Below are 25742 nucleotides of genomic sequence, written 5' to 3' on the forward strand. Positions count from 1 at the left end.
CGTTGACACCATATCCGCTTTTCGGCGGCGACTCCTCGGACCGGCGGAAGCGTATTTGTGTCACCGCTTCGAACGGTAGTGTGATGAGCCAGTACGAGACGATTCTCGTCCCCACCGACGGTAGCGAACACGCAGAGAAGGCGGCAGAAGTCGCGTTCCGCCTAGCCGAGGAGAACGACGCCGTCGTCCACACCCTCTTCGTCGTCGACACGCACCTCTACGGCGAACCCGCGTTGGGGAGCGTCGCGATGTTCATCGACGAACTCGACACGGAAGGGTCCGACCTCCTCTCGGAACTGGTCGGCCGCGCCAACGAACGCGGTATCGTCGTCGAACGAGCGGTCAGACACGGCGAACCCGCCGAACTCATCGTCGACTACGCCGACGAAATCGAGGCAGACCTCCTCGTGATGGGTCATCAGGGCCACTCGCACCGCCGACAGCGAGGCAGTATCGTCGAGCGAGTCTTGGACGACACCGACCGCCACGTCCTCGTCATCTGAGAGTTTTCAGAGAGTCGCTGTTCGTTCCGGACGCACCCGTGTGCGACGGTCCAGAGAGCGGTGTGACCGTCTCCGGTATTTCGGTTCGAATCCGACAGTCAGTGCCATAAATACGCTGTTTTCAGTGACATATACCCGCAAGTACAGACAATACTGGCGAATATACCCGCATAAACTGCTTCCTTCGCCACAAGGCCGGACTGCGGTGAGTGCGTCCAGAGCACGACGGCTTCCAGCGAGGCGGACGCGCCGACCGACCGTACTCAGTACTCGACTAGCGCGTCGCGCTCCCAGAACTCGCTTCCCTTCTCCAGTTTCGGAACCCACGTGTTCTTTTCGCGGGCGAGCATCGCCACGCGGGACTCCTCGACTTCCTTGAGCGTGCCGTGGTCGGGGAGGTACGCGCCCATCTCCTCGGTGAACGCCCGGACTTCCTCGTGGCTGGGCATCGAGTCGCGGTCAAGCCGACCCCGCGAGTGGCCGACGTGCATGTACGCCTTCATCTCGACGAAGTCGGCGTCCGCCCGGTCGCACATCGCCGCGTACCACTCCGGATGATGCATGTTGTGGTCCTTGACGAGCGTCGTTCGAATGACCGTCCGCGTCTCGTCTTTCTCGGCGAGGACGTCGAGAGTGTCTATCAGCGAGTCCCACGCGTCGTCCTCGACGGCTTTCACCGTCTCGTCGAAGGTCCCTCTGTCGGGCGCGTCGACGGAGACGTACAGTTGCGTCGGGTCGCACTCGGCGAGCATCTCCGGATTGGTCCCGTTCGAGACGAGGAACGTGGTGATGTCCCGGTCGTGGAACTCCTCGATGAGTTCCGGGAGGTAGGGGTACAGCGTCGGTTCGCCGTCCAGCGAGATGGCGACGTGACGCGGTTCCATCGCCTGTTCGAACACCTCGCGGGGCACCTCCTCGTTGCCGCCGAATCCCGAGAGGAGGCGTTTCTGGAGTTCCACGGAGGCGTCGGCGACGGCCGCCGGGTCGTCCCACTCCACGTCGCCGAGTTCGTAGGCGTGGCCCGCGTGGTCGCGCCAGCAGAAGACGCAGCGCTCGTTGCACTTGACGACCGGCGTCATCTGGATACAGCGGTGGGACTCGATGCCGTAGAAGATGTACTTATAGCACTTCCCCTCCCCGCGGAGAGCGTTTTTCGTCCAGCCACAGGTCTGGGCCGCGGTGTGGTTCTCGCTGTGGTAGGCCGGGTCCGAGACCTGTTTCGGACCGTCGTCGGACTCGCTCATTGGGACTTCATCGCAGTCCAGTCTCAAACAACCTTTCGTCTGAGCGGGGATAGCGAACGGCGACAGAGAGACCGGGGAGAACGGGCCGTTTCGGCGGGCTACGAGACGGGGTCGACATTCGGACGAGAGGCTATCTTCAAGACCGCATTTTTGTATGTAGATAGCCCAAATATGTGAACGTATTCGCCAATACGGACATTCGTACGGACGCTCTGTCGCTCCGGTCCCGTGTGGGGAAACGCATTTGTTCGACGGTGCCTTCAGCGGGAGCATGGCGGAACGACCGACCCGTATGGAGGAGCCACTGGAGGGCCAGACAGCCGTCGTCACCGGCGCGAGTTCCGGTATCGGGGCCGCGACGGCGCGCGTCCTCGCCGAAGACGGCGCGGACCTGACTATCGCGGCTCGCCGCGAGGCGCGACTGGAATCGCTGGCCGAGGAGATACGCGAGGCGACGGACAGCGACGTCGCCGTCGTCCCGACGGACGTGACCGACTCCGAGGCCGTCGCGGCGCTCGTCGAGGCCACCGTCGACCGGTTCGGCGGCCTCGACATCGCGGTGTGTAACGCTGGCCTCGCCGTCGACGAACCCGTCAGCGAACTCACCGACGACGAGTATCGCCTGATGACCGGGGTCAACGTCGACGGGATGTTCTACACCGCCCGCGAATCAATCCCGCACCTGGTCGAGTCCGAGGGCCATCTCGTCTTCCTCGGGAGCATGTCCGGGAACCACCCGCGACCGGCCAATCCGGTCTACGCCGCGACGAAGTGGTGGACGCGCGGGTTCGCCATCAGCCTGCAGGCCAGCATCGGCGAGGACGGCGTCGCCGTCTCCTGTATCAATCCGACGGAAGTCCGCACGGAGTTCGGGTCCGAGAGCGGGACCCCCTCCGAGGAGACGTTCGAGCCCGGCGAGGTGACCGAACCCATCGAAGTGGCCGACGCCATCGCCTACGCCGTCCGCCAGCAGCCGCCGAACTCGGTGACCTCGCTGGACCTGTACCGGCGGGATAAGCTCTCGCACTTCTGAAAACCGGCGGCCTCGTCCCGATTCACTAGAGCGTCACCGGACCGCCCGCGTCCGCGCTCTCGTAGAGTGCGTCGATAATCGACATGATGGCGACGCTCTCGGTGCGGTCGATTCGCGGCGTCTCGCCGGCCTCGACGCAGTCGGCGAAGTGCTCGACCTCTAGCCGGTAGTGGTCGGTCGGGTCGAACCGCTCGGTCATCGTCTCGTCGCCGTCGCTGTAGGTCAGTTGCGTCCCGTTGTCGACGCCGATGTCGAAGGTCGGTTCCGCCCGTAGCCACCCGTCTGTCGTCTCGACGCGGTAGTACTGCGTGAGGGGCGTCTCGAACCCGGACTGGACGCGGGCCGTCGCACCGCCCTCGTACTCCAGAATCCCCGTCATCTCGGTGTCGACCCCGCAGTCGCGCCCGTCGTTGGTCACGCCGTAGACGCGTTCGGGGTCCCCGAGGAAGAGTCGGGCCGCGCTGATAGCGTAACAACCCACGTCCATGACGCTCCCGCCGTCTAAGGCCGGGTCCAGTCGGATGTCCTCGGCCCCGTCGGGCATCCGGAACGTGAACGTCGACGTGACGTTGCGGACCTCGCCGAGTTCGGTGTCGACTATCTCGACCGCTCGCTCTGTCAACGGGTGGAACCGGTACATGAACGCCTCCATGAGGACGACGTCGCGGTCCTCGCAGTAGTCGAACACGGCGGCCGTCTCCTCGGCGCTGCCCGTGAGCGGTTTCTCACAGAGGACGTGCAGGCCCGCGTCGGCGGCCCGTCGAATCCACTCGGCGTGAAGGCCGTTCGGGAGCGGGATGTACACCGCGTCGAGGCTGTCGTCCGCGAGCAACGCGTCGTAGCTCCCGTAGGCAGTCGGCGCGTCGAATCGGTCTGCGACCGCCTGCGCCCGCGACGCGTCTCTGGAGGCGATAGCCCCGAACTCGTGGTCGCTCGCGACGATACCCGGGATGACGGAGTCGATACCGATATCGGCAGTGCTGATGACACCGAAGCGCATACTCGGAACGCGAGCGACGGCCGAATAAGTGTAGCGGTCGTTCGACTGCCACGAGAGACCACCCTGGTTCACCGCTACGAAACGGCGGAGGTGATACACGCACTACTGGTATCTCCGTCGCGCGAAAGTGCAACGGGCAGGCGGAGGGTCTGCGAGGCTGAATCGCCGTCTCGCCCCGTCAGTGTGGCCGTCATTCGCCCGTTCAGCGGGCCACCGACCGTTCACCGCTGGTGAACGGGGCGCGGCAGTGGAGCGCCGCGGTATCGCCCCGTTCACGCGGTCCCACGCGGCGGGTACCCGGCGAGTCCTACGAGTACGTGAAATTGAGTTCGATGACGTTCGCGACTTCCAGCACCTTCTGCGGGAGGTCTTCGCGGAACCGGTCGCCGCGAAACCGGTTCGTCGGTCCCGCGACGCTGATGGCCCCGATGATGTCGTCGCTGTTGTCGAGGACGGGCGCGGCGACACAGCGGAGGCCGTTGAGGCGCTCCTCGTCGTCGAACGCGACGCCTCGCTCCCGGATGGCATCGAGCGTCTCGTCCAGTTCCGCGCGACTGTTGATAGACTGTTCGGTGTTCTCGGTCAGTCCGTGCCGGTCGACGATTTCGTCGACGCGTTCGACGGGGAGATACGCGAGCACCGCCTTGCCCAGCGCCGTCGTGTGAAGCGGCACGCGGGTTCCGACGTGGGCTTTCACTCGGACCGCGCGCTCACCGTACGAGCGGTACAGATAGGAGCCGAGACCGTGTTCTTCGACCAGAATGTTGGCGAGTTCGCCGGTCTCGTCTGCCAACCGGTCGACCTCCGGTTTGGCTATCTGGAACAGCTTCCGCTCGTGGCGCGAGAACGCCCCCAGTTCGAGAAACCGGAGGCCGACGCGGTACTCGGTTCCGTCCTTGACGATGTACTCCTCCTGTTCGAGCGTACTGAGGTAGTTGTGGACCGTGCTCTTGGGCAGGTCGAGGTGCCGTGCCAGCTCCGTCACCCGGGCGCCGCCCAACTCTTTCAACCCGTTGAGGATGTCGAACGTCGTTCCGACAGATTTGACCGGGTTTTGCGCTGTGCTCGCCATACTCATACCTCGGGACAGACCTACAAAAAATTGATTTTTTCCGTAGTTTCACCAGTGTGGGAAAAATCCCTGTCGCGCCATCTGAGCGGTCCGTTCGCTGCGCTCCCGGCCTCAGAGTTCGACCACGTCGCCGCTCTCTGCGGCCCGGTGGATGGCGCGAATCGTCCGCATATCCTGCAGTCCGTGGCGGCCGTCGGCGACTATCTCCCCGTCGGTGAGCACGCGGTCCGCGAAGAAGTCGAACTCCTCGCGCATCTCTCGCTGGGAGTCGAACGCCTCGTGGGACACCGTCGCCGTCATCTCGCCGCGCGCGAGGTGCATCGTACACTGGCCGTGGAACGCCGGGCGGAGGTCGATTTGCCCCGCCGTCCCCGTAATCTTGAGTTGCGTGTCCTCGTGGGCGCGCTGACTGTCGGTCGTGACCATCTTCACGCCGTCTTCGAGGGTGAGCAACGCCCCCGAGCGCTCGTCCGGCACGTCCTCGAACGCCTCGTGGTGCGAACTCATCTGCGACTGCACCGCGACCGGGTCCCGGTCCAGGATGAACCGCGTCGTGTTGAGCGAGTAGATGCCGAGGTCCATCACCGACGTTCCGTAGCCCGACAGGTCCGGGTCCAGTCGCCACTGGTCGTGGTCGGGAATCATCTGCAACAGCGGTTGACTGTTGTTGCCGTAGACGGATACCGGGTCGCCGATGAAGCCGTCGGCTACCAGTTCCTTCGCGCGCCTGACGGCGGGGTCTGTCTGCATCCGGTAGGCAATCATCAGCGGTACGTCCGCGCTCTCGGCGGCCTCGACCATCCGTTCGGCCCGTTCGACGGTCGACTCCATGGGCTTCTCACAGAGGACGGCCTTGCCGTGTGCGGCCGCGCTCTCGACGTATTCGAGGTGATAGGCGTTCGGTGTCCCCACGTAGATAGCGTCGTACGCGTCGGTGGCCGCGCCGTCGTGGAACTCGTCGTAGCTGATGCCGTGGTCGACGCCGTTCTCGTCGGCCAGGCGCTGTGCTTTCTCCGACGAACTGCTCACGAGCGTCGTCACCTCGCCGAGGTCCGACTCCTGAATAGCCGGGAGCGCGAGGTCGATAGTCCACCAGCCGAGACCCAGGAGCGCGTACCGGACCGTGCCGTCGGTAGTCGTCTGCCAATCGCGGTCGTCGTAGCTGTCGAGCCAATCTTTCATCGCTACAGGCTACCGGGGACACGAAGTAAAATCTTCGTCAAATAGTCAGTTCTCGGAGATATTGTTCGGGTTACCCAGATCAGTCGTACAGCGCCGACACGTCGAACACCGGCTTGCAGGTTTCGCCCGCGACGAACGCCTCGAAGGCCTCGTCGGCGTCCAGTAGCGAGAAGCGGTCGTCGATGAACGTCTCGGCGTCCACGTCGCCGCTGTCGATGAGGCGGAGCGAGCGGTCGAAGTCGTCGTACATCGACGCGTACGAGCACTGGAGGTCGATTTCCGACCGGACCAGCGGGGAGTACGGCATCGTCGTCTCGCCGGTCTGTCCGACGAGCACTATCTGGCCGCCCTTCCGGACCTCGTCGACGGCGGAGGGGAGTCCCGAGGGGTGGCCCGTCGTATCGAAGACGACGTCGTAGCCCACGCCGTCGGTGACCGCCTCGCGGCGCGCTTCCACGTCCGCCTCGGCGACGTTGAGCGTCTCGAAGCCGAGTTCCTCGGCCAGCGGAAGCCGGTACTGCGCGTCCTGTCCGACGCCGGAGACCACCACGGTCCCGCCCTGTGCGTCGGCAATCTGGGCCGTCAGGAGGCCGATTGGGCCGGGTCCCTCGACCAGGACGCGGTCACCCGCCGTGACCCGGGAGTTCTCGATGACCGCCCGGGCCGCGATGCTCGTCGGTTCCACCATCGCGGCGTGTTGCTGTTCGACGCTGTCGGGCACCGGGTGGAGCGCGTCCTCGGGAACGGCGACGAACTGCTCGTACGCCCCGTCGTGGTCGACGCCCGTGATGACCGCGTTCTGACAGACGTTCGACTCCCCGATTTCGCACTGATAGCAGTCTCCACAGCCCCGAATCGGCCGTTCGACGACCCGGTCGCCCACGTCGAACTTCGTCACGTTCTCGCCCACTTCGACCACGCGGCCCGAGTATTCGTGCCCGATGACCGTCGGGAGGTCCATCCGTTCGAACGCCGATTCGAACTCGTAGATACCGGCGTCGCTCCCGCAGAGTCCCGCGTAGTCCACCTCGACGAGCGCCTCGTCGGCGGCGGGCGACGGTCGGGAACGGTCGACGAACTCCATAGCGCCGTGACTACGGCGCACTTTCGCTAGTCCACGCATACGTCTCAGCAGTCGTTCGAGGACAATAATTCTATGGTTGTCGTCACGGCGTTTCGCGGCCTCCGCAAGCGTCAAATAGACACGCCGAGACACGGCCAGTATGGTTTCCTACGAGCACACGCCAGTGACCGTTGCGGATAAACGCGCAGTGGTCGTCGGCGGCACGAGCGGTATCGGACAGGCAATCGCCCTCGGGTTCGCGGCAGAGGGGGCCGACGTTATCGCCACCAGTCGCCGAGAGAGCGCCGTCGAGGAGACGGCGGCGGCTATCGAGGCACACGGCGCGGACACCGCCCGCGTCACCTGCGACGTGACCGAGATGGACACGCTCGAACGCGTCCGCGAGACGGCCGTCGAGGAGTTGGGCGGTATCGACGTGGTCGTCGCCTCGCAGGGCGCTATCTCGCGGGAGACGGTCCGCGACATCAGCGACGAGGACTGGGACTTCGTCACCGACGTGGCGCTGGACGGGGTCCGCCGGGTCACGCAGGCGATGGTCCCGGCGATGGACGACGGCGGCGCTATCGTCAACATCTCCTCGCTCGCCGCCAGACTCGCCATGGCGGACCTGCCTGCCTACGCGGCGGCGAAAGGCGGCGTCGAAGCCTTCACGCGCGCGTCGGCGAAGGAACTCGCACCAGACGTTCGAGCGAACGCTATCGCGCCCGGGTTCGTCATCACGCCCCAGAACGCCGAGACGTACGCCGAAGGGACCGAGAAGCGAGCGAAAATCGACGACCGAGCGCCGCTGGGACGAGTCGCCGAGCGAGAGGAGATAGTCGGCGCCGCCGTCTATCTGGCGAGCGACGCCGCCTCCTACGTCACGGGCGAGGTGCTGACCGTCGACGGCGGCTTCTCGGACAGCGCACTCTGAGCGGAAAACGTGGGCTTCGTTAGATGCGAAGCGCCTGTGGGTCGATTTCCAGTTGCCGGGCGTGGAGCGCCTCGCCGCTGGCCGTATCGAAGACGTGAATCGCCTCCTCCGGGATACGGACTCTCACGGACTCGTTCTCTTCCACCCCGCGCCGTCCCTCGGTGATGGCGACGAGGTCCTCCGTCCCCGTCGTCTCGCCCGGGAACTCCAGGTGGACGACGTTCTCGTTACCCATCGGTTCGACGACGGTGGCGGTCATCTCGAACTCGTGTGCCGGGTCGCCCCCGCCGTTCGTCCCGTCGAGTATCGACACGTCTTCCGGACGGACGCCGAGGATGATGTCGTCGGCGTCGCCGATGTCGTCGTTGACGGCCGCGGAGAACGGATACTCGATTCGGTCGCTGACGAACGACGCGCCCTCTCGTCGCCCCGGGAGGAAGTTCATCGCGGGTTCGCCGATGAACTCGGCCACGAAGAGGTTGTTGGGTTCGTGGTACAGTTCCAGCGGTCGGCCGACCTGTTGGAGTTCGCCGTCGTTCATCACGGCGATGCGGTCGGACATCGTCATCGCTTCCGTCTGGTCGTGCGTGACGTACACCGTCGTCACGTCGAGTTGTGACTGCAGTTGCTGGAGTTCGGTCCGCATCTCCGCCCGCAGTTTCGCGTCCAAGTTGCTGAGCGGTTCGTCCATCAGGAACACGTCCGGGTCGCGGACGATAGCACGTCCCAGCGCGACCCGTTGCTGTTGCCCGCCCGAGAGTTCGCCAGGCTTGCGGTCAAGCAAGTCCTCGATGCCCATCATCGTCGCCGCCTCGGTGATGCGCTCGTCGATGGCGGCGTCCGAGAGGTCGGTGGACTCCTCGAGTCCGAACGACATGTTGCCGCGGGCGGTCAGGTGGGGGTACAGCGCGTAGGACTGGAACACCATCGCGATGTCCCGGTCCTGCGTGCGAACGTCGTTCAACACCGTCTCGCCGAGTCTGATTTCGCCCTCGGTGATGGTCTCCAGCCCCGCGATCATCCGGAGCGTCGTCGACTTCCCACATCCGGACGGACCGACCAGCACGAGGAACTCGCCGTCGCGGATGTCTATCGAGACGTCGTCGACGGCGACGATTTCGTCCTCGCCGTCCGCGAACACCTTCGTCACGCCGTCGAGTAGCAAGCGGGCCATTAGACGTTAGTCACCTCCGCGTCCGTCGCGGTGCGTCTGTTGTGCAGTGCCTCGCCGCTCTCCGCGTCGAAGACGTGAACGTCGCGCGGGTCGACGGAGGCGACGACCGTAGACCCCTGCTCGAAGATATCGGTGCCTCCGGTGAGCGCTTGCAGGAGGTCTTCCTCCGCCGTGTCGTCCGGGAAGTTCAAGTGGACGACGTTCTGGTCGCCGTGTGGCTCGACGACCGAGACGTGCATGAGGAACTCGTGGTCGCCGAGCGAGGATTCGTCGGGGTTGGTCACCGCCTCGATGTCGATGTCTTCGGGTCGGACCCCGAGCGTGACCGCGGACGTACCGCTGACGTCCTCCCTGATGTCCCCGTCAAGCGGGTATTCGAGGTGCGTCCCGACGAACGTCCCGTTCTCGTTGCGCCCGGTCACGAAGTTCATCATCGGTTCGCCGATGAACCCCGCGACGAAGCGGTTCTCGGGCGCGTGATACAGGTCCAGCGGTCGGCCGACCTGTTGGAGTTCGCCGTCGTTCATCACGGCGATGCGGTCGGACATCGTCATCGCCTCCGTCTGGTTGTGCGTGACGTACACCGTCGTCACGTCGAACCGGTGCTGGAGTTGCTGGAGTTCGGTCCGCATCTCCGCCCGCAGTTTCGCGTCCAAGTTGCTGAGCGGTTCGTCCATCAGGAACACTTCGGGGTCGCGGACGATAGCCCGCCCCAGCGCCACCCGTTGCTGTTGCCCGCCGGAGAGTTCGTCGGGCTTGCGGTCCAGGAGTTCGGTGATGCCGAGCGTCTCGGCTATCTCCTCGACGCGTTCCTCGCGGCCTTCCTTCGTATAGCCGTCTTCCTCTTCGAGGCCGAACTTGATGTTCCCGCGGACGGTCATGTGCGGGTACAGCGCGTAGTCCTGGAACACCATCGCGATGTCGCGGTTCTGGGGTACGCGGTAGTTCATGTGGTCGCCAGCGATGTAGATGTCGCCCGAGGTGACCGTCTCCAACCCCGCGAGACAGCGAAGCGTCGTGGACTTTCCACACCCCGACGGACCGACCAGCACGAGGAACTCGCTGTCGGCGATGTCGAGCGACAGATTGTCCACTGCCGTCGTGTCGCCGAACTTCTTGGTCAGGTTCTCGATGTTTATCTCACCCATCGTCACCCACCTCCCGTCCGCAGACCCTTCGCAAATTGTTCCGCGAAGGCGACGTAGATGATGAGCGTCGGAATCGCCGCGAGGAACGCGGCGGACATCCGAACCCCGAAGTCGATGCCGGACGTCGACGCACCGACGGCCGGGAGGATGAGCGTCACCACGGCCTCGGGCGTGTCAGCGCCAGTAATCAGCGTGAACGCGAAGAGGAACTCGTTGTAAATCTGGGTGAACTGGTAGATGAACACGACGCCGAACATCGGCTTGGAGATGGGGAGGACGATTCGGCGGTAAATCTTCGAGATGGACGCCCCGTCTATCTTCGCCGCCTCCACGAGCGAACTCGGGAGGCTCTGATAGTACGAGCGGAACAGAATCGTACAGATTGGAATCCCGTAGGCGATGTGCGTGATGAGCAGCGGAACGAGATTCGAGTGGAAGTCCTGGACGATGGGCAGCGCTTCGAACGTCGGTTCGAGCATCGTCGCGAGCGGGAAGATGTTGTTCCAGAACCGCGCCAGCGGCACCAGCACCGCCTGATACGGCAGGAAGATACCGATGAGGAACAGTACCAGGAACGCCATCTGACCGCGCCAGCGAACCATCGTGAGACCGTAGGCGGCCATGCTACCGAACAGCACGCTGCCGATGGTCGCCGGAATCGCCATGAACAGCGAGTTGAAGAACGCGTCGGAGAGGCGGTCGAACGCGAACTGGAGGTTGTCCCACGTGAATCCCTCGCTGGTCGGCGGCGCCAGCGGAATCGTGCGGGCGACGGCCTCGTTGGTCTTCAGGGCCGTCATGATGCCCGTTTCGAGGGGCGCGAGGAAGAACGCGATGAAGATGATGACCAGCACGTACTGGCCGATGCGGGCGAGATTGAACTCTTCGACGAGCGATGCGACGTCATAGTTGGTATCGGGTGTTGACTGTGACATGTTAGAGACTCCCCTGTCTGTACTGGTAGTAGAGGTACGGTGCGATGACGCCCAGCGCGAGAACCATGAGGTACGTCGCGATGCTCGCCGCGTAGGCCCACTTGCCGAACTTGAACGCCTGCCGAACCATCAGCGTCGCCAAAATGTCCGTCCCGTTGGGTGGCCGATATCGGCCGGTCAACGCGTACAGGAAGGTGAACGCTTTCAGCGCGAACACCATCAGGACGACGGCCGCACTGACCGAGGATTCCTTCAGTTGCGGGATGATGATGCGGAGGTACGTCTTGACCGTGCTCGCACCGTCGACGCGCGCGGCCTCGAACTGGTCGTCGGGGAGCGACCGCAAACCGGCGAGGTAGACGACCATGGTGTAGCCGCTGAACTGCCAGATGAGTGCGAAGATGATGGACCCCAGCGCTATCGAGGGGTCCCCTATCCAGTCGACGGGTTGGAACCCGAACGTCGTCACGATGATGTTCAGCAACCCGTTGTTGTTGTTGAACATCCAGAGCCACATCTGGGCTGTGACGACGAACGAGAGGCTCATCGGCAAGAGGTAGATGGTCTGGACCTTGTCGTCGTACCGAATCCCCTGGTCGAGGAGTATCGCGAGGAACATCCCGAGCAAGAGACACACCGTCGTGAACGTGACGAGGAGAACGAGGTTGTTCTGCGTGGCCTGTAAGAACGCGTCGTTCCCGAGTACCTGCGTGTACATCTCCAGGTCGAGGTTGGAGTAATCCGGTGGCGTCAGGCCCCGGGCATCGGTCAGCGAGATGGCGATGTTGAACCCCATCCCCCCGTAGACAGCGATGCCCATGATGAGGAACGGAATCCCCCAGTACGGCGAGGAACGAACGAAGTCGCTGTTGAGGAAGTACCGTAGCTTCGTCTCCCATTCGACTTCTTCCCCCGACGTTTGTGTGGCCTCTGCTGTTTCGTGCGTATCCATAACTAAACTGGTTTCGTTCCTTGGTAATAAATAGTGTTGGTGTCGGTCCCGTTACTGGGAGACGGCGTCGAGCAGTGCGTCGGCCGCGGCCCCGGTGTCGTAGGGCCCCATCATGTTCTCGCTCATCGCCGTCTTGCAGGCGCCCATCTGCTCCGGCGGCACCGCGAGACCGTGTGCGATGGTCGGCGGGTACCGCTCGGAACTCGTGAGGTCCTCGTAGGTCATGCCGATGAAGTCGCCCAGTTCGTTCGGGTCGATGTCCGTCCGGAGCGGCACGGACCCTTTCAGGTTGTTGAAGGCGATCTGAGCCTCCTTGGTCCCGACGAACTTCTGCCACGCGATGGTCTCTTCCTCGCTGGGATTGTTCGCGGGCGCCACGATGGCGTCGATGTGGTACCCGTAGACCCCCTCGGTACCGGGGAACGGAATCCAGTCCCAGTGCTCCTTGTAGTTGAAGGAGTCGTCCACCCGGAACTGGCCCGCGAGCCAGTTCCCCTGGTGCATACAGGCGACTTCGCCGTTGATCATCTTGCCACCGACGTCCGTGAAGCTCACCGACGAGGCGTCGTTGGTGATGTAGTTCTGCTGAATCTCCTTGACGAGTTCGAGCGAGTCGACGATGGCCTGTCGGTCACCGTTACCCTCGATGAAGTCCATGTACGCGTCGACGCCAGCCTGACTCTGCAACACCTGCGCCCACAGTTGGAGGACGGTCCACGGGGCGACCATCGCCTGCCCCATCGGCGTGATGTCCGTCTCCGTGTCGATGGCGTCGAGCGCGTCCATCAGCGCGTCCATCCCGTCGAGGCTCTGGGGGTCCACCCCGGCCTCCTCGAAGGCCGAGATGTTGAAGAACAGGTTGTTCATCCGGTGAGAGCCGAGCGGGACCGAGGACATCTTGCCGTTGAACGTACACAGTTCGACGGCGCGGTCCTGCATCACGTCTTTGTACCCCTCCGCGTCCCAGACGTCCGCTTCGAGGTCCATCAGGTTCCCCCGGTACCGTTCGAGGTTGTTCCCCGGCCAGTTGGCGAACGAACTCATCGGGTTGTTGTTCACCATCCGGCGGAGAATCGTCGCGTTGAGGTTGACGTTCGCGCTCGCCCCGACAGCCTGGAACTCCGTCTCCATATCCGGGTACGCGCTCTCGAACTCGTCGATGAGTGCGTTTATCGCCGCTTCCCCGTCACCCCCGGCCCAGCCGTGCAGTACTTCTAGCGTCTCGCTCCACTGGCTGCCACTGGACCCGTCACTGCTGCCGTCGCTGCTGCCGTCGCTGCTGCCGTCGCTCCCGGAACTACTACCGTCGCTCCCCCCGTCGCCGCTGCCGCCATCACCGGAACAGCCAGCGATGCCGAGCGCTGCGCCAGCGCCCAGCGCCGCGAGGTATCTACGCCTGTCGAGTGTCGAATCAGGTTTGTCACGTTCAACCATACGATATAGAGCGATTATCTACGGGAATATAAAACTATCGCATTTGTGAGTAGATACCGTCTCGCACGCCGGGGTCGCCGCTATCGCCGCTGTCGGTTCCGGCGGCGGCCTCCACGGTAACTCGTTCGACCCGTCGTCCTGCCTTCGTGCGCGCTCACGCCTCGTCGAACATCTCCTGTCCGTCGGCCAGGTGGGCCTCGACGGCGTCGAAGTCGAGCGTCAGTCCCAGTCCGGGTCGTTCGGGAATCGCCAGACGGCCGTCCTCGATGAGGCCGTCCTCCTCGACTAAGTCCTCCCACCAGCCGAGTTCGTAGGAGTGGTACTCCAGCGCGAGGGCGTTCGGAATCGCCGCCCCCACGTGGGCCGACCCCAGCGTCCCTATCGGCGAGGAGACGTTGTGCATCGCCACCGGACGGTAGAACATATCCGCGAGGGTGGCTATCTTGGCCGTCTCGCGCATCCCGCCGACCTTCGGCACGTCGGGCGCGATGATGTCGACGCCCTCCTCGGTTATCAGGCGACGCTGGCCGTGCGTCCGATAGACGTTCTCCCCGGCGGCGATAGGGGTCACGGTGGATTCGGTCACCTCGCGCTGGACGTCGTGGTTCTCCGGCGGGACGGGGTCTTCCAGCCACCAGACGTCGTACGGTTCGAGGGCCCGTGCGAGTCGTTTCGCACTCCCGCTGGCGAACGCCCAGTGGCAGTCGAACGCGGCGTCGGCCCGGTCACCGACTCGCTCGGTGACCCGTTCGACGATTTCCGCTTTGTGGTCGATTTCGGGTTTTCTGAGGTGGCGGTTCGCCCGGTCTTTCTCGTGGCCCGAGGGCACGTCGAGGTCGAACTTCAGGGCGTCGTAGCCGAGTTCGTCGACGACTCGCTCCGCCTCGTCGGCGCACGCTTCCGGGTCGGCCTCGTCTTCGGTGTGACAGTCACAGTACACCCGCACCTCGTCGCGGTACTTCCCGCCCAGCAGTTGGTACGCGGGGACGTCGAGCACCTTCCCGGCGGCGTCGTGAAGCGCGAGTTCGATGCCGGAGATGGCGGCGATGTCCTTGCCCGCGACCGACCCCTCGCCGGACATCTTCTGGACCATGTGTTCGTACAACCGGTCGATGTCCAGCGGGTTTTCGCCGACGATGAACGGTTTGAGGCGCTCGATTATCTCGGGGAGCGCACCGCCCCAGTAGGCCTCACCGTTGCCGACGACGCCCGCGTCGGTGTACACGCGGACCAGCGTCCACGGGTAGTTTCCGTCGACGATGACCGTCTGCACGTCCGTGATCTCGACGTCGCGCCGCTCGCCGCGGGACTCGGTCAGTCCCATCGTCCCGGACGAGAGGTCGCGCATAGTGTACTCTGCGTTAGGGTCGCGCAAGTTTGCGTAGTTCATGCGACACCGACTGATGAATATCCATGATAAAAACACTTCCGGGACACCGCTAGACCCGGCCAGCAGTCGGGTCGACAGGCCGTACTCACGGGCGTCACGGACACCGCGCGTTCCGCCGTCACCGACTCAATCCGCGCCGTGAGGCGGGACGTAGCCACACTCGCGACACGCCCAGCCATCCGCGCGTTGCGCCAGTACCATCGCTCGACACTGCGGACATTGCCGTTCCATGCGCCACCGAACGGTTCGACGATTAATAATACTTGTTCTAGTCAAACGTCGAAATCCGACGGGAGCGCGGGCCGAGTTGCCAAACGAGGGAACCGGCGACCGGACGTATCGACACCGGACGGGTCAGACAGTCGTTACGGGGTTGCTCAGCGTCCCGATACCCTCCACGTCGATGTCGACCCGGTCGTCCTCGCGGAGCGTGAACCCCTCCTCGGGCACCAACGACGTTCCGGTGAGCAACACGGCGAGTTCGGGGACGGCATTGTGCGCGGTGTAACACGAGACGAGTTCCTCACAGGTACGCACCATCTCGCTGGTGTTCGTCTCGCCGCTGTAGACGCACTCGCCGTCGCGGTGAATCGACATCGAAAGCGTCAGCGAGTGCGGGTCGTCGATGTCCGTCACGACGCTCGGACCGATAGCGCAGCAACGGTCGTACACCTTCGCCTGTGGCAGGTAGAGCGGATTTCGTCCCTCGATAGAGCGACTGCTCATGTCGTTGCCGATGGTGTACCCCACCGTCTCGCCTTCGTAGAGGACGATACCGAGTTCCGGTTCGGGAACGTCCCACTCGGAGTCGCGTCTGATGCCGACTTTCTCTCCGGGCCCCACGGTTCGACTCGGCGTCGCTTTGAAGAAAATCTCCGGCCGGTCGGCGTCGTACACGTTCAGATACATCTCCGGCGTGTCGCTCTCCTCTCGGCGCGCTTCCTCGCTAATCTGGTAGGTGACGCCCGCCGCCCACACCTCGTCGGCGTGAATCGGCACGGTTTGGTCGGTGTCGACGCGTTCCGGGGCGAGTTCGTTCCCCGATTCGACGTGTCGGGCGGCGATATCGTCCGGACTCACCTCGGCGACGCTGGCCGCCACGAGAAGGTCGCGAAACGACGCTAACTGTGGTTTCGCCGCGGTGAGGTCGTACGTACCCCGGTCCGTCGAAGCGACCAACCGATCGGTATCTCCGTCACTGAGCTGGTAGTACTGCATACGGCCAGAGAATCATTAATGATTTAAAAAGATTTTGCTAGCAGGCCGACACAACCGGAGTGCTTTTATATTTGATTCGGAGATATGCGTGGTACGGAATGGCGTGTCAGAACTATATCGGCGGCGAGTGGCGCGACTCGACGTCCGGTGAGACGATGCCGAGTCGAAACCCAGCGGTGCCGTCGGAAGTCGTCGGCGAAGTCCCCGTATCGACGGTAGACGACGCGACGGCGGCCGTCGACGCCGCGGCGGCCGCCCGGGAAGCGTGGGCCGAGACACCCGGCCCGGAACGCGGTGCGATTCTCCGCGAAACCGGGCGACTGCTCGCCGAGCGACGGGACGCAATCGCCGAGACGCTGGTGTTGGAGGAGGGGAAGACGTGGTCGGAGTCCACCGGGGAGGTCCAGCGAGCGATAGACATCTTCCACTACTACGCGGCGAAGGCCGCCGACATCGGTGGGACGGTCAAGTCCAGTAGTTCCCGAGCGACCACCCTCTCGGTGCGAACAGAACCGATCGGTATCGTCTCGGCTATCACGCCGTGGAACTACCCCCTCGGCATCCCGGCGTGGAAAGTCGCACCGGCGCTGGCGACCGGCAACGTCGTCACACTGAAACCCGCGGAGAACGCCGCGGTCACGGCCACTGCCCTGGTGGAATGCCTCGACGACGCGGGCCTCCCGGACGGCGTCCTCAACCTCGTGACCGGTCCCGGGGACACGGTCGGTGAGGCGCTCACGACCGACGACCGGGTGGACGCCGTCTCCTTCACCGGGAGCGAGTCGGTCGGCGACATCGTCTACCGGAACGCCGCGCCCGACCAGAAGCGCGTTCAGTTGGAGATGGGCGGGAAGAACCCCACCGTAGTCACGCCCGACGCCGACCTCGACGCGGCCGTCGACATCGTCGGGTCCGGCGCGTTCGGCGTCACCGGGCAGGCCTGTACCGCCTGCTCGCGGGCCGTCGTTCACGAGGCCGTCTACGACGAGTTCCTCGAACGCATCGTCGAGTACGCCGAGTCGCTCTCGCTCGGTCCGGGGATGGACGACCCGGACATGGGACCACAGAACAGCGACAGCGAACTATCGAGCACCCTCGAGTACATCGCCGTCGGGAGAGACGAAGGCGCGGTCCTCGAAACCGGTGGACGCCGCGCCGAAGACGCCGGTGACGGCTACTTCGTCGAACCGACCGTGTTCGCCGACGTCGACCCGGCCATGCGCATCGCCCAAGAGGAGATATTCGGACCGGTCCTGTCGGTCATCCCGGTCAGTAGCTACGAGGAGGCCGTCGCAGTCGCCAACGGCGTGGAGCAGGGACTCTCGGCCAGTATCGTGACACAGAATCTCCGAGAGGCGCACCGCTTCGTGGACGACATCGACGCTGGTGTCGCGAAAGTCAACGAGAAGACGACGGGTCTGGAACTACACGTCCCGTTCGGCGGCATGAAAGCCTCCTCCAGCGAGACGTACCGCGAACAGGGCGACGCCGCCCTCGACTTCTACACCCTCAGCAAGACGGTCTATCTAAATTATTGACGGTCTCGATGCCACGGGGGGCTTTCCGAATCCGCCGCTCGGTCCGTACAGTCGTAGCTATCGGCCGCCGAGTCGAACTGGAACTACTGTTCAGCTACCACGGAGAGTCCGCCACAAATCTGAAGCGCTGTTCATAATGGATGAACGTCCAAAATAACAAACGTACCCTCGTTACCTCAACCGTGTGTATTGTCGACACACCACGAGAACGCGGCTACTGCCGATATTCGGTACTTTCAGGAACGGCAACACAGGCGATGAGAACAGGTATTGCCGCGGTTACGACAGGCTCGTTCACCCATTCCGAACGACATTTCAGACATCAGGTATACTTCGTTTGCGCCGATGAACGACGGCCCGATATAGTCGCAAGCAGTCTCCCCGGCGCGAGTGTTGTCCTTGCACACGGTAGAACACATATCTGCGACTATATCCGTGTCGTAGAGGATAGTAGCCTCGAATTTGTGATTCCTTTAGCTTTTGGACCCATAAAACCACCTAACTAACCTATATGAATATATTTGCCCTAATTTCTCGCCATATTTTCCTCTTTTCTTTTCTACAAGTGGATTGCTAAGCATATACCGGTATTTCCTAAGTCTACGTAGGTTTTTGATTGTCTTCCGACGCTACCGACAGCTACTGGCCGAACTAGAGACACATCCCGTCGGTAGTCGGCCCACGGTCACAGGGGCTGACCGTCTCCCGGAGGACTGTCTCGTTGCCGCCGACCCTCGCAGTCGTCTGGAAGGCGAGTGCGGCGTCGTCGCCACGTCGAACCGTTCCGCAACCCATCCCGGCCCGGTATCCTCTCGTTACGTCCCGAATTGCCGGGAATAACTACGGCACGTCCCGCGCGAGACGTGAATATGGCCCCACGCGCATTCGAAATCGACACGCCGAGCGGCACGGGGACGGACAACACCCTCGTCCTCGGACAGGCCCACATCGGGATGGCCTCGGTGACAGCCGTCGACTACCTCGTCCGACACCTGCCGTCGACGCAAATCGGTCGCCTCTCCGCCACCGAACTGCCGGGTATCGCCCCGTTCGAGGAGGGGAAACCGCGACACCACAGCCGCTTTTACACGCTCGACGAGACGGAGTTGACCGTCCTCATCGAGGAACTGTTCATCCCCGTCACGAGCGCACGCTCGTACACCGACGCGCTGCTCGATTGGGTCACCGACCAATCTATCGAGGAAATCGTCGTGCTGCACGGCGTCCCGTTCCCGCACGGCCCCGAGGAACACGAGGTGTTCCACGTCGCCACCGACGCGTACCGCGAACGGCGACTCGCCGACGGGTCGATTCCGGGGCTTCGAGGCGGCTTTCTGGACGGCGTCGTCGGCGAACTCATCACCCGAAGCCTCGAAAACGAAGGGGCGGGACCAGATATCGGCGTCTTCGTCACGCCCACCCACTCGCCCGGTCCGGACATCGACGCCGCGCTCCGACTGCTGGACGTGCTGACGGACGTGTACGGCTTCACCGTCGACGAGACGGAACTCCGTGAACTCGGCGAGCAGTTCAGCGAGTACTACGAGCAGTTGGCCGAGCGCATGGCCGCGATATCGGAGGGTGGCGAGACGCTGGGAAGCCACGACTACCCCGAAGACCGGATGTACATGTAGTCCGAAAGCGGTTCGTGATGTGTTTTTAACACGTCGACGCGCGGAGAGCGAGGTATGACAGCCGAGCGGTGGTCCTCGCGAATCGGATTCCTGCTGGCGACGGTCGGTGCGGCGGTCGGTCTGGGGAATATCTGGCGGTTCTCTGCGGTCGTCGGACAGAACGGCGGCGGGGCCTACCTCGTTCCCTACCTCCTCGCGGCCCTCTGCTGTGCCGTGCCCTTGCTCGTCCTCGAACTGGCCGTCGGACGAACCCTCCGAACGGACGTGGTCTCGGCGTTTCGCGCCGGTGGTCCCCGCTATGCGGTCTTCGGATGGGTCGTCGTCCTCAGCGTGCTCCTCATCCTGAGCTACTACCTCGTGCTCACCGGGTGGGTGCTCGGCTTCCTCCTGTCGTACGCCGTCGACCGGCCGACGACGTTCGCCACCTTTACTGCCGGATGGGCACCCGTCGGCGCGTTTCTCGTCACCACGGCGCTGACCGGCGGCATCGTCTCGCTGGGCGTCCGCGACGGCATCGAACGAGCGGCGACGGTCCTGTTGCCGACGGTGTTCGTCGCCCTCGCCGGACTGGCGGCGTACGCGACGACGCTCGCCGGATGGGACCGTGCCGTGGATTTCCTCTTTACACCGGAGTTCGCCGTGCTCGCGGACCCCGGACTGTGGAGCGCCGCCGTCGGGCAGGTGTTCTTCTCGCTGTCCGTCGGACAGGGCATCATGATTACCTACGGCGGATACGTCGACGACGACACCGACTTACGACGGTCGGCGGTGCTCGTTACGGTCGCCGACATCGGGGCGGCGCTCATCGCAGGACTGGTCATCTTCCCGGTGGTGTTCACTTTCGGCCTCGAACCCGCGCTGGGGACGGAGTTGGCGTTCCGGACGCTCCCGTCGGCCTTCGAGGCGATGCCGTTCGGTCGCTGGGTCGCCATCGCCTTCTTCGGTCTCCTGTTTTTCGCCGCGCTGAGTTCGGCCGTCGCCATGCTGGAGGTCGGTGTCACCACCGTCGCGACGACCACGCGAGCGGACCGACCACGAGCGACGGTGGCACTCACCGCCGGGATGGCCGTGCTGGGCCTTCCCTCTGCACTCAGTTACAGCCCCGTCAGCCTCTCGCTGTGGGACGTGCCGGTCCTCGACCTCGTCGACGGGACGGTCGGCACCCTCGCGCTCCCGGTGTCGGCGCTGTTGCTCACTCTCACGTTCGTCTACGGGGCGGACCTTGACCTGGTTCGACGGGAACTCGGGGGTCTGTACCCGGTCGTCAAGTACGTCGTCCCGGCTGTCCTCCTCGTCGTCACCGCCGCGACGATACTGGGCGTGACCCGACCCGTGTGGCGACTCCTGACCGAGCGGACAGCCCGACCCGCACTCGCCCTCGGCGTGGTGCTGGTACTGTTGTGTCTCGGTGCGGTGATGCGCCGTCCAACTCGGTGACCGGTCCGACTCGACCGGAGCAGACCTAGAGGTCGTACCGGGCGATTTCGGCCGACTCACAGGCAGGACAGTGCGCGTCGTCCGCGCCGACAGCGGTCCCGCAGTCCCGACATTCGCGGAGCACGCGGGCCGCCGTCTGCCCGGTGACCGCGCGCTTCAACTGCGCCAACATACCCCACCAGAGAAGCGGTGACCGGATATACCTCGGCCAAGCGTATCGGAAGTGAAAACCGCCGGACAGCGGCGCCACATCTCGGTATCCGTCTGCCGCGTGTCAGACGCCGGTCGCGCGGAGTCGGTCACCGCCGACAGCCACGGGACGGTCACTCGAATCGCCTCCGGACCCGGACTGCGGTTCCCGCGAGGACCAGGGCGACGAACACCACCGCCACCAGTCCGAGGTCGAATCCCGGCCCCTCTCCCGTCGAGAATCCGGTTCCCGGGTCTTGGTCCCACTCCTCGCTGTCGCTGACGTTCATCCGCCCCGCGACGGTGTCGTTGACCGCGACGGTCCCCGGCGTCGCGGGGAACGAGAACTCGACGCTCCGCTCCTCGCCCGGTTGGAGTTCGACGTTCTTGGTCGCGATTGGCCGCCCGTCGACGGTCACGGTCAGTTGCCGCTCTGCGGGCCTGTCGCCGGGATTTCGCACCGTCGCGCTGACGGACGTGTTGTACCCCGGACTCGCCCAGTCCGGCGGTTCGGTGGTATTGACCACCTCGATGCGACCGGGTGCCAGCGAGGCCACCGCGAGGTTGCCGAACCCGTTGGCGCTCGCTCGATAGCGCGCTTCGCTCACGTCGTAACTCGTCTCCAGCGGCTCCCAACTGCCGTTCGCGTAGCGGTAGACGACGATGGAGTCCCGACCCCGGTCGCCGGGAATCGCGGCGGCGTCGACCGTCAACGCCACGTCGACGCGTTCGACATCGGAGTCGTTGACACTCGTCTCGACCGGGACGTACCCGATGACGTCACCGCGGGGTAGCGGCGGCATGGACCCCGGGTTCGGCGTCGGTCGTCCGACCGTCGCCTCAGATATCCGTTGGTCACTCGCGAAGGTGACGCGCATGTCGGTCAAGGTCAGCGCCGGTGAGGACACGATTGGGCCGTCGACCGACACCGACGTGCTGACCGTCGACCCGGCCGACGCGTCGCGGACGAGGAAACTGGTCCCCGCATCGCTCGACGACGAGGAGACGATTGGCTCCGGCGTGCCGACCTGCGGCGGGTCGGAACTGCTCGCGCTTCCGCCGTCGTCGTCATCGACGTCGTTCCCGTTGACGACGACCGGTCCGCCACCGTCGCCGGAACTGCTCCCGCTCGACCCGCCATCCGACCCCGAATCCTCCGGCGTCTCGGTGTCGGTCGGGGCAGGCGTATCCGTCGGGGCAGGCGTGTCCGTCGCCGTCGGTGTATCCGTCGGTTCGGGAGTGGCTGTCGGCGTGTCCGTCGCCGTCGGTGTGTCCGTCGGTTCGGGAGTGGCTGTCGGCGTATCCGTCGGGGCAGGCGTGTCCGTCGCCGTCGGTGTGTCCGTCGGTTCTGGAGTGGCTGTCGGCGTGTCCGTCGGGGCAGGCGTATCCGTCGGTTCGGGGGTCGCGGTGGGGGTATCCGTGGGTGCAGGCGTGGTGGGGGTATCCGTGGGTGCGGGCGTCGCTGTCGCCGTCGGCGTCGGTTCCGGCGTCGGCGTTGGCGTCCCCGGTAACGAGGGGAAAAGCGGTGGGAACAGCGGCGTCGGCGTTTCAGTCGGCGTCGCCGTCGGCGTCGGTTCCGGTGTCGATGTGTCGGTTGGCGTCGGTTCCGGCGTCGACGTGTCGGTTGGCGTCGGTTCGGGTGTTGCCGTCGCCGTTGGCGTCGGTTCCGGCGTCGGCTCGGGTGTGGCTGTCGCCGTCGGTGTTGGTTCTGGTGTGGCTGTCGCCGTTGGCGTCGGTTCCGGCGTCGGCTCGGGTGTTGCCGTGGCCGTCGGCGTTGGTTCCGGCGTCGCAGTCGCCGTTGGCGTCGGTTCGGGTGTTGCCGTGGCCGTCGGCGTCGGTTCCGGGGTCGCAGTCGCCGTCGGTTCCGGCGTCGCAGTCGCCGTTGGCGTTGGTTCAGGTGTTGCCGTGGCCGTCGGCGTTGGTTCAGGTGTTGCCGTGGCCGTCGGCGTTGGTTCAGGTGTTGCCGTGGCCGTCGGCGTTGGTTCCGGCGTCGCAGTCGCCGTTGGCGTCGGTTCGGGTGTTGCCGTGGCCGTCGGCGTTGGTTCGGGTGTGGCTGTCGCCGTCGGCGTCGGTTCCGGCGTCGCTGTCGGTTCGAGTGTTGCAGTTGGCTCGGGCGTCGGTTCCGGCGTCGCAGTTGCCGTCGGCTCCGCCGTCGCAGTCGACGGAATCGACGGCGTCGACGTTTCGGTGTCGACCTGTTGGGCCTGCACCGCCCCGCTCGGAATCGTCTCGACAGACCCTGCGAGCGCCCCCGTTCCGACAGCGGCCACGGCACAGAGCAGCAGTGACGCGAAAACGACGACAGCAAGACGAGCGAGCGTACTCCGACCCATGGGAGGTGATGCGCTGGTCGCTGGATAGTTACCCACAAACAAGAGGTCGATAAGGTCGGCTTGTCGGCCCGCGAATGCGGGCGTCTATCGAGCGAACGACCGCCGACCCCGACTAAGCCGGGCTTTCTGCCAGCGTATCCGACGCGGTGAGCGTCCAGAGACGCCGCTCTGCCGTCGCCGGTCGCCAGCCACGCCGGACCGGAGTCACGAGTCAGCGGGAAAGTGATATGTAGGTGATAACGAAGGTATCGGCGAGCGTCCCGTTGCGTATGCCACGAGACGCGACTTCTCGACGACGGTATCTCCGGACGGTCACCATCGCGGGCGTCCTCGGCCTCGCAGGGTGTGGAGGTGGTGATGGCGGGAGCGGAGACGGCGGTTCGGGCGTCACCGGCGACGACTACCCCACCATCGACCAGTGGCTGACCGAGACGGACGTAGGCGGTGCGGACGACACGTACGACGGGTCGTTCGCCGACGAGCGCGACCGGAACACCGTCACCGTCGACGTGGGCGCGGAGGGGAACGGTGGGGCCTTCGCGTACGCGCCGTCCGCGGTGGTCGTCTCGGTGGACACCGAGATTCGGTGGAACTGGACGGGCGGGGGCAACCCCCACAACGTCGAGGCGCTCCCCGAGGAACAACTCGGCGAGTCCGACTACGAGTTCAGCTCCGGCGAACCAGAAGGCGGGTCCGGCGTGAAGTACACGCGCACACTGGACGAACCGGGGGTCGTTCTCTACCACTGCGAACCGCACTTCTCGCTGGGGATGAAGGGCGGCATCGCCGTCGAGTGACCGCCGTCCTCACCGACCGAGTTCGTAGAACGCCTCGTTGGGCCGCATATCCGCCAGTTGCGCCAGCCGATTGGAGAGGTTGAAGAAGGCGACGACGCTCCCGATATCCCAGATAGCGCGACGGCTGAACCCGTGTTCTGCTAGCCGTTCGATGTCGGCGTCGTCGACTTCGGCGGGTCGCTCGGTCAGTTTCACCGCGAAGTCGAGCATCGCGCGATGCGTCTCGCCGATGTCCGCGGTGCGGTGGTTCGTCGCCACCTGTTCGGCCAGTCGGGGGTCGTCGGCGTAGATACGGAGCAGTGCGCCGTGGGCGACGACGCAGTACAGGCAGTCGTTGACGCCGCTGACCGCGACGACCAGTAGTTCGACTTCCTCACGCGCCAGTTCGGTGTCCTCGACGAGGGCGTCGTGGTACGCGAAGAACGCCCGGAAGTGCGAGGGACGGTACGCCATCGCCGAGAAGACGTTCGGGGTAAAGCCCGCGCGGTCGGTCTCCTCGTCGATTCGCTCGCGCAGGTCGGCGGGCAATTCGTCGTAGTCGGGAACATCGAATCGCCGCATCGGGTCGTCTGTGTCACTCATACCCACAGTGGGGGCGGCGGCGCGCTTCAACTTTGGCCCGCGCGGGCCGAGAAGAGACGACGGGAGGACGAGCGAATCGGGACGCTATCGCCAACTGGTCCAGCCACCGTCGACGACCAGCGATTCGCCGGTCACGTAACTCGCCAAGTCGCTCGCGAGGAAGACGGCGGCACCGCCGATCTCCTCGGGTTGGCCGTAGCGACCCAACGGGACCGCCTCCTCGAAGGCGGCGGTCTGTTCGGGGTCGGTCCCCGCGTCGCCGCCGATCATCGTCTCGATGCCGCCCGGGTGAATCGCGTTGACTCGAATGCCGTCGTCGGCGAGTTTGTGGGCGAGCGAGTACGTCAGCGTGGTCAGTCCGCCCTTCGAGGCGGCGTACGTCGGCCAGTTGCCGTTCCCGAACAGGCCAGCGATGCTCGAGATGTTGATGATGGTCCCGCCGCCGGTCGCCGCGAGGCGCTCGGCGGCGACCTGACACCCGAAGAACGCGCCGGTGAGGTTGATCTCCATCAACTGATTGTACTCCGTCAGGTCGACGTCCAAGAACTCCTCGGCCCGCCAGATACCGGCGTTGTTGACCATCACGTCGAGGCCGCCGAGGTCGGCGGCGGCGTCGACTGCGGCCGCCACGTCATCACGGTCGGTAACGTCGCAGTCGACGAACCGGGCGTGCGCGTCCGTCTCCGCTTCGACGAGTTCGTGCGTCGGGTCGCCGCCCTCTTTGGGGTCTTCTCGCACGTCGGCCACGACGACGCCGTCAGCGCCGTGTGCGGCGAATTCGCGAGCGATTGCGCGCCCGATTCCAGAGCTAGCGCCGGTGACGACTGCGGTCTGACCGTCGAGTAGTGTCATTTGTGAACACCGTTCGAACCGACGAGCGGACGTGTCAAATAACCATTCGCTCTCGCGCGCGCGTGCTACACATCGAACGCGACGCACCCGTCCGACCT

General features: G+C 64.7%; 24 protein-coding genes. 7 read left to right on the plus strand and 17 right to left on the minus strand.

Going from position 1 to position 25742, the window contains the following annotated elements; genetic code table 11:
* Positions 1-83: 83 nt before the first annotated feature.
* Positions 84-503, plus strand: coding sequence for a universal stress protein (locus NJQ44_RS16970; protein ID WP_254272518.1), 420 nt, complete (start codon positions 84-86; stop codon positions 501-503).
* Positions 504-766: 263 nt separating this feature from the next.
* Here NJQ44_RS16970 and twy1 read toward each other — a convergent pair whose 3' ends face one another.
* Positions 767-1747 (minus strand): 4-demethylwyosine synthase TYW1, encoded by a 981-nt coding sequence (gene twy1 / locus NJQ44_RS16975; protein ID WP_254272519.1) that lies wholly within the window; start codon positions 1745-1747, stop codon positions 767-769.
* 292 nt (positions 1748-2039) lie between these two features.
* Between twy1 and NJQ44_RS16980 the strand changes: the two genes are divergently transcribed.
* Positions 2040-2780, plus strand: coding sequence for an SDR family oxidoreductase (locus NJQ44_RS16980; protein ID WP_254274349.1), 741 nt, complete (start codon positions 2040-2042; stop codon positions 2778-2780).
* 25 nt (positions 2781-2805) lie between these two features.
* Here NJQ44_RS16980 and NJQ44_RS16985 read toward each other — a convergent pair whose 3' ends face one another.
* From NJQ44_RS16985 to NJQ44_RS17000, 4 genes are all read right to left on the minus strand, one after another.
* Positions 2806-3780, minus strand: coding sequence for a Gfo/Idh/MocA family protein (locus NJQ44_RS16985; protein WP_254272520.1), 975 nt, complete (start codon positions 3778-3780; stop codon positions 2806-2808).
* Between the two features lie 307 nt (positions 3781-4087).
* The gene (locus NJQ44_RS16990; protein ID WP_254272521.1) at positions 4088-4852 is read right to left on the minus strand and encodes an IclR family transcriptional regulator; all 765 of its coding nucleotides are present in this window, start codon (positions 4850-4852) and stop codon (positions 4088-4090) included.
* Between the two features lie 111 nt (positions 4853-4963).
* Positions 4964-6034, minus strand: a complete 1071-nt coding sequence (gene gfo6 / locus NJQ44_RS16995) for a D-xylose 1-dehydrogenase Gfo6 (RefSeq protein ID WP_254272522.1) — start codon at positions 6032-6034, stop codon at positions 4964-4966.
* A gap of 79 nt (positions 6035-6113) precedes the next feature.
* A complete protein-coding gene (locus NJQ44_RS17000) occupies positions 6114-7157 on the minus strand; it encodes a zinc-dependent alcohol dehydrogenase (RefSeq protein WP_254272523.1) in 1044 nt (347 codons plus the stop codon).
* 100 nt (positions 7158-7257) lie between these two features.
* Here NJQ44_RS17000 and NJQ44_RS17005 point away from each other — a divergent pair, with 100 nt between their 5' ends.
* Entirely contained in the window at positions 7258-8031 is a 774-nt protein-coding gene (locus NJQ44_RS17005; RefSeq protein WP_254272524.1) for an SDR family NAD(P)-dependent oxidoreductase, read from the plus strand.
* A gap of 19 nt (positions 8032-8050) precedes the next feature.
* Here the strand turns inward: NJQ44_RS17005 and NJQ44_RS17010 are convergent, their stop codons facing one another.
* From NJQ44_RS17010 to NJQ44_RS17040, 7 genes are all read right to left on the minus strand, one after another.
* Positions 8051-9205, minus strand: a complete 1155-nt coding sequence (locus tag NJQ44_RS17010) for an ABC transporter ATP-binding protein (RefSeq protein ID WP_254272525.1) — start codon at positions 9203-9205, stop codon at positions 8051-8053.
* Positions 9205-10353, minus strand: a complete 1149-nt coding sequence (locus tag NJQ44_RS17015; protein ID WP_254272526.1) for an ABC transporter ATP-binding protein — start codon at positions 10351-10353, stop codon at positions 9205-9207. The genes NJQ44_RS17010 and NJQ44_RS17015 overlap by 1 nt, the downstream gene beginning before the upstream one ends.
* A 2-nt stretch (positions 10354-10355) precedes the next feature.
* Entirely contained in the window at positions 10356-11288 is a 933-nt protein-coding gene (locus tag NJQ44_RS17020; protein WP_254272527.1) for a carbohydrate ABC transporter permease, read from the minus strand.
* 1 nt (position 11289) lies between these two features.
* Positions 11290-12240, minus strand: coding sequence for a carbohydrate ABC transporter permease (locus tag NJQ44_RS17025; RefSeq protein ID WP_254272528.1), 951 nt, complete (start codon positions 12238-12240; stop codon positions 11290-11292).
* Between the two features lie 51 nt (positions 12241-12291).
* On the minus strand, positions 12292-13674 hold the full coding sequence (locus NJQ44_RS17030) for an ABC transporter substrate-binding protein (RefSeq protein WP_254272529.1): 1383 nt from the start codon (positions 13672-13674) through the stop codon (positions 12292-12294).
* A 154-nt stretch (positions 13675-13828) separates the two neighbouring features.
* Positions 13829-15064 carry a mandelate racemase/muconate lactonizing enzyme family protein gene (locus tag NJQ44_RS17035; RefSeq protein WP_254272530.1) on the minus strand — a complete coding sequence of 412 codons (1236 nt, stop codon included), beginning with the start codon at positions 15062-15064 and terminating at the stop codon, positions 13829-13831.
* A 354-nt stretch (positions 15065-15418) separates the two neighbouring features.
* A complete protein-coding gene (locus NJQ44_RS17040) occupies positions 15419-16282 on the minus strand; it encodes a fumarylacetoacetate hydrolase family protein (protein WP_254272531.1) in 864 nt (287 codons plus the stop codon).
* 98 nt (positions 16283-16380) lie between these two features.
* On the opposite strand from NJQ44_RS17040, the gene xacF reads away from it, so the two are divergent.
* The gene (gene xacF / locus NJQ44_RS17045; protein WP_254272532.1) at positions 16381-17820 is read left to right on the plus strand and encodes a 2,5-dioxovalerate dehydrogenase; all 1440 of its coding nucleotides are present in this window, start codon (positions 16381-16383) and stop codon (positions 17818-17820) included.
* A 651-nt stretch (positions 17821-18471) separates the two neighbouring features.
* Here the strand turns inward: xacF and NJQ44_RS17050 are convergent.
* Positions 18472-18615 carry a hypothetical protein gene (locus NJQ44_RS17050; protein ID WP_254272533.1) on the minus strand — a complete coding sequence of 48 codons (144 nt, stop codon included), beginning with the start codon at positions 18613-18615 and terminating at the stop codon, positions 18472-18474.
* A 74-nt stretch (positions 18616-18689) separates the two neighbouring features.
* Between NJQ44_RS17050 and NJQ44_RS17055 the strand changes: the two genes are divergently transcribed.
* Both NJQ44_RS17055 and NJQ44_RS17060 read left to right on the plus strand, forming a co-directional pair.
* On the plus strand, positions 18690-19454 hold the full coding sequence (locus tag NJQ44_RS17055; protein ID WP_254272534.1) for a proteasome assembly chaperone family protein: 765 nt from the start codon (positions 18690-18692) through the stop codon (positions 19452-19454).
* Positions 19455-19508: 54 nt separating this feature from the next.
* Complete coding sequence (locus NJQ44_RS17060; protein WP_254272535.1) at positions 19509-20891, plus strand: sodium-dependent transporter; 1383 nt, start codon at positions 19509-19511, stop codon at positions 20889-20891.
* Between the two features lie 25 nt (positions 20892-20916).
* Here the strand turns inward: NJQ44_RS17060 and NJQ44_RS17065 are convergent, their stop codons facing one another.
* Positions 20917-21063: a hypothetical protein gene (locus tag NJQ44_RS17065; RefSeq protein ID WP_254272536.1), complete on the minus strand. Its 147-nt coding sequence runs from the start codon at positions 21061-21063 to the stop codon at positions 20917-20919.
* Positions 21064-21214: 151 nt separating this feature from the next.
* Positions 21215-23413 (minus strand): DUF7407 domain-containing protein, encoded by a 2199-nt coding sequence (locus NJQ44_RS17070; protein WP_254272537.1) that lies wholly within the window; start codon positions 23411-23413, stop codon positions 21215-21217.
* Positions 23414-23682: 269 nt separating this feature from the next.
* Here NJQ44_RS17070 and NJQ44_RS17075 point away from each other — a divergent pair, with 269 nt between their 5' ends.
* Entirely contained in the window at positions 23683-24210 is a 528-nt protein-coding gene (locus tag NJQ44_RS17075) for a halocyanin domain-containing protein (protein ID WP_254272538.1), read from the plus strand.
* A 9-nt stretch (positions 24211-24219) separates the two neighbouring features.
* Here NJQ44_RS17075 and NJQ44_RS17080 read toward each other — a convergent pair whose 3' ends face one another.
* Both NJQ44_RS17080 and NJQ44_RS17085 read right to left on the minus strand, forming a co-directional pair.
* The gene (locus NJQ44_RS17080) at positions 24220-24792 is read right to left on the minus strand and encodes a peroxidase-related enzyme (RefSeq protein ID WP_254272539.1); all 573 of its coding nucleotides are present in this window, start codon (positions 24790-24792) and stop codon (positions 24220-24222) included.
* Positions 24793-24876: 84 nt separating this feature from the next.
* A complete protein-coding gene (locus NJQ44_RS17085; protein ID WP_254272540.1) occupies positions 24877-25644 on the minus strand; it encodes an SDR family NAD(P)-dependent oxidoreductase in 768 nt (255 codons plus the stop codon).
* Positions 25645-25742 lie beyond the last annotated feature (98 nt).

The organism is Haloarcula marina (genome assembly GCF_024218775.1).
In the GTDB taxonomy this organism is placed as follows: domain Archaea; phylum Halobacteriota; class Halobacteria; order Halobacteriales; family Haloarculaceae; genus Haloarcula; species Haloarcula marina.

Excerpts from the sequence above, each read along its gene's own strand:
- xacF (WP_254272532.1), top strand. The coding sequence starts at position 16,381 with ATGGCGTGTCAGAACTATATCGGCGGCGAGTGGCGCGACTCGACGTCC.
- NJQ44_RS17085 (WP_254272540.1), bottom strand. The coding sequence starts at position 25,644 with ATGACACTACTCGACGGTCAGACCGCAGTCGTCACCGGCGCTAGCTCT.
- NJQ44_RS17025 (WP_254272528.1), bottom strand. The coding sequence starts at position 12,240 with ATGGATACGCACGAAACAGCAGAGGCCACACAAACGTCGGGGGAAGAA.
- NJQ44_RS16990 (WP_254272521.1), bottom strand. The coding sequence starts at position 4,852 with ATGGCGAGCACAGCGCAAAACCCGGTCAAATCTGTCGGAACGACGTTC.
- gfo6 (WP_254272522.1), bottom strand. The coding sequence starts at position 6,034 with ATGAAAGATTGGCTCGACAGCTACGACGACCGCGATTGGCAGACGACT.
- NJQ44_RS17005 (WP_254272524.1), top strand. The coding sequence starts at position 7,258 with ATGGTTTCCTACGAGCACACGCCAGTGACCGTTGCGGATAAACGCGCA.
- NJQ44_RS17065 (WP_254272536.1), bottom strand. The coding sequence starts at position 21,063 with ATGTTGGCGCAGTTGAAGCGCGCGGTCACCGGGCAGACGGCGGCCCGC.
- NJQ44_RS17015 (WP_254272526.1), bottom strand. The coding sequence starts at position 10,353 with ATGGGTGAGATAAACATCGAGAACCTGACCAAGAAGTTCGGCGACACG.
- NJQ44_RS17070 (WP_254272537.1), bottom strand. The coding sequence starts at position 23,413 with ATGGGTCGGAGTACGCTCGCTCGTCTTGCTGTCGTCGTTTTCGCGTCA.
- NJQ44_RS17050 (WP_254272533.1), bottom strand. The coding sequence starts at position 18,615 with ATGGGTTGCGGAACGGTTCGACGTGGCGACGACGCCGCACTCGCCTTC.
- NJQ44_RS16970 (WP_254272518.1), top strand. The coding sequence starts at position 84 with ATGAGCCAGTACGAGACGATTCTCGTCCCCACCGACGGTAGCGAACAC.
- NJQ44_RS17035 (WP_254272530.1), bottom strand. The coding sequence starts at position 15,064 with ATGAACTACGCAAACTTGCGCGACCCTAACGCAGAGTACACTATGCGC.
- NJQ44_RS16980 (WP_254274349.1), top strand. The coding sequence starts at position 2,040 with ATGGAGGAGCCACTGGAGGGCCAGACAGCCGTCGTCACCGGCGCGAGT.
- NJQ44_RS17030 (WP_254272529.1), bottom strand. The coding sequence starts at position 13,674 with ATGGTTGAACGTGACAAACCTGATTCGACACTCGACAGGCGTAGATAC.
- NJQ44_RS17040 (WP_254272531.1), bottom strand. The coding sequence starts at position 16,282 with ATGCAGTACTACCAGCTCAGTGACGGAGATACCGATCGGTTGGTCGCT.
- NJQ44_RS17080 (WP_254272539.1), bottom strand. The coding sequence starts at position 24,792 with ATGAGTGACACAGACGACCCGATGCGGCGATTCGATGTTCCCGACTAC.
- NJQ44_RS16985 (WP_254272520.1), bottom strand. The coding sequence starts at position 3,780 with ATGCGCTTCGGTGTCATCAGCACTGCCGATATCGGTATCGACTCCGTC.
- NJQ44_RS17020 (WP_254272527.1), bottom strand. The coding sequence starts at position 11,288 with ATGTCACAGTCAACACCCGATACCAACTATGACGTCGCATCGCTCGTC.
- NJQ44_RS17010 (WP_254272525.1), bottom strand. The coding sequence starts at position 9,205 with ATGGCCCGCTTGCTACTCGACGGCGTGACGAAGGTGTTCGCGGACGGC.
- NJQ44_RS17075 (WP_254272538.1), top strand. The coding sequence starts at position 23,683 with ATGCCACGAGACGCGACTTCTCGACGACGGTATCTCCGGACGGTCACC.
- twy1 (WP_254272519.1), bottom strand. The coding sequence starts at position 1,747 with ATGAGCGAGTCCGACGACGGTCCGAAACAGGTCTCGGACCCGGCCTAC.
- NJQ44_RS17060 (WP_254272535.1), top strand. The coding sequence starts at position 19,509 with ATGACAGCCGAGCGGTGGTCCTCGCGAATCGGATTCCTGCTGGCGACG.
- NJQ44_RS17000 (WP_254272523.1), bottom strand. The coding sequence starts at position 7,157 with ATGCGTGGACTAGCGAAAGTGCGCCGTAGTCACGGCGCTATGGAGTTC.
- NJQ44_RS17055 (WP_254272534.1), top strand. The coding sequence starts at position 18,690 with ATGGCCCCACGCGCATTCGAAATCGACACGCCGAGCGGCACGGGGACG.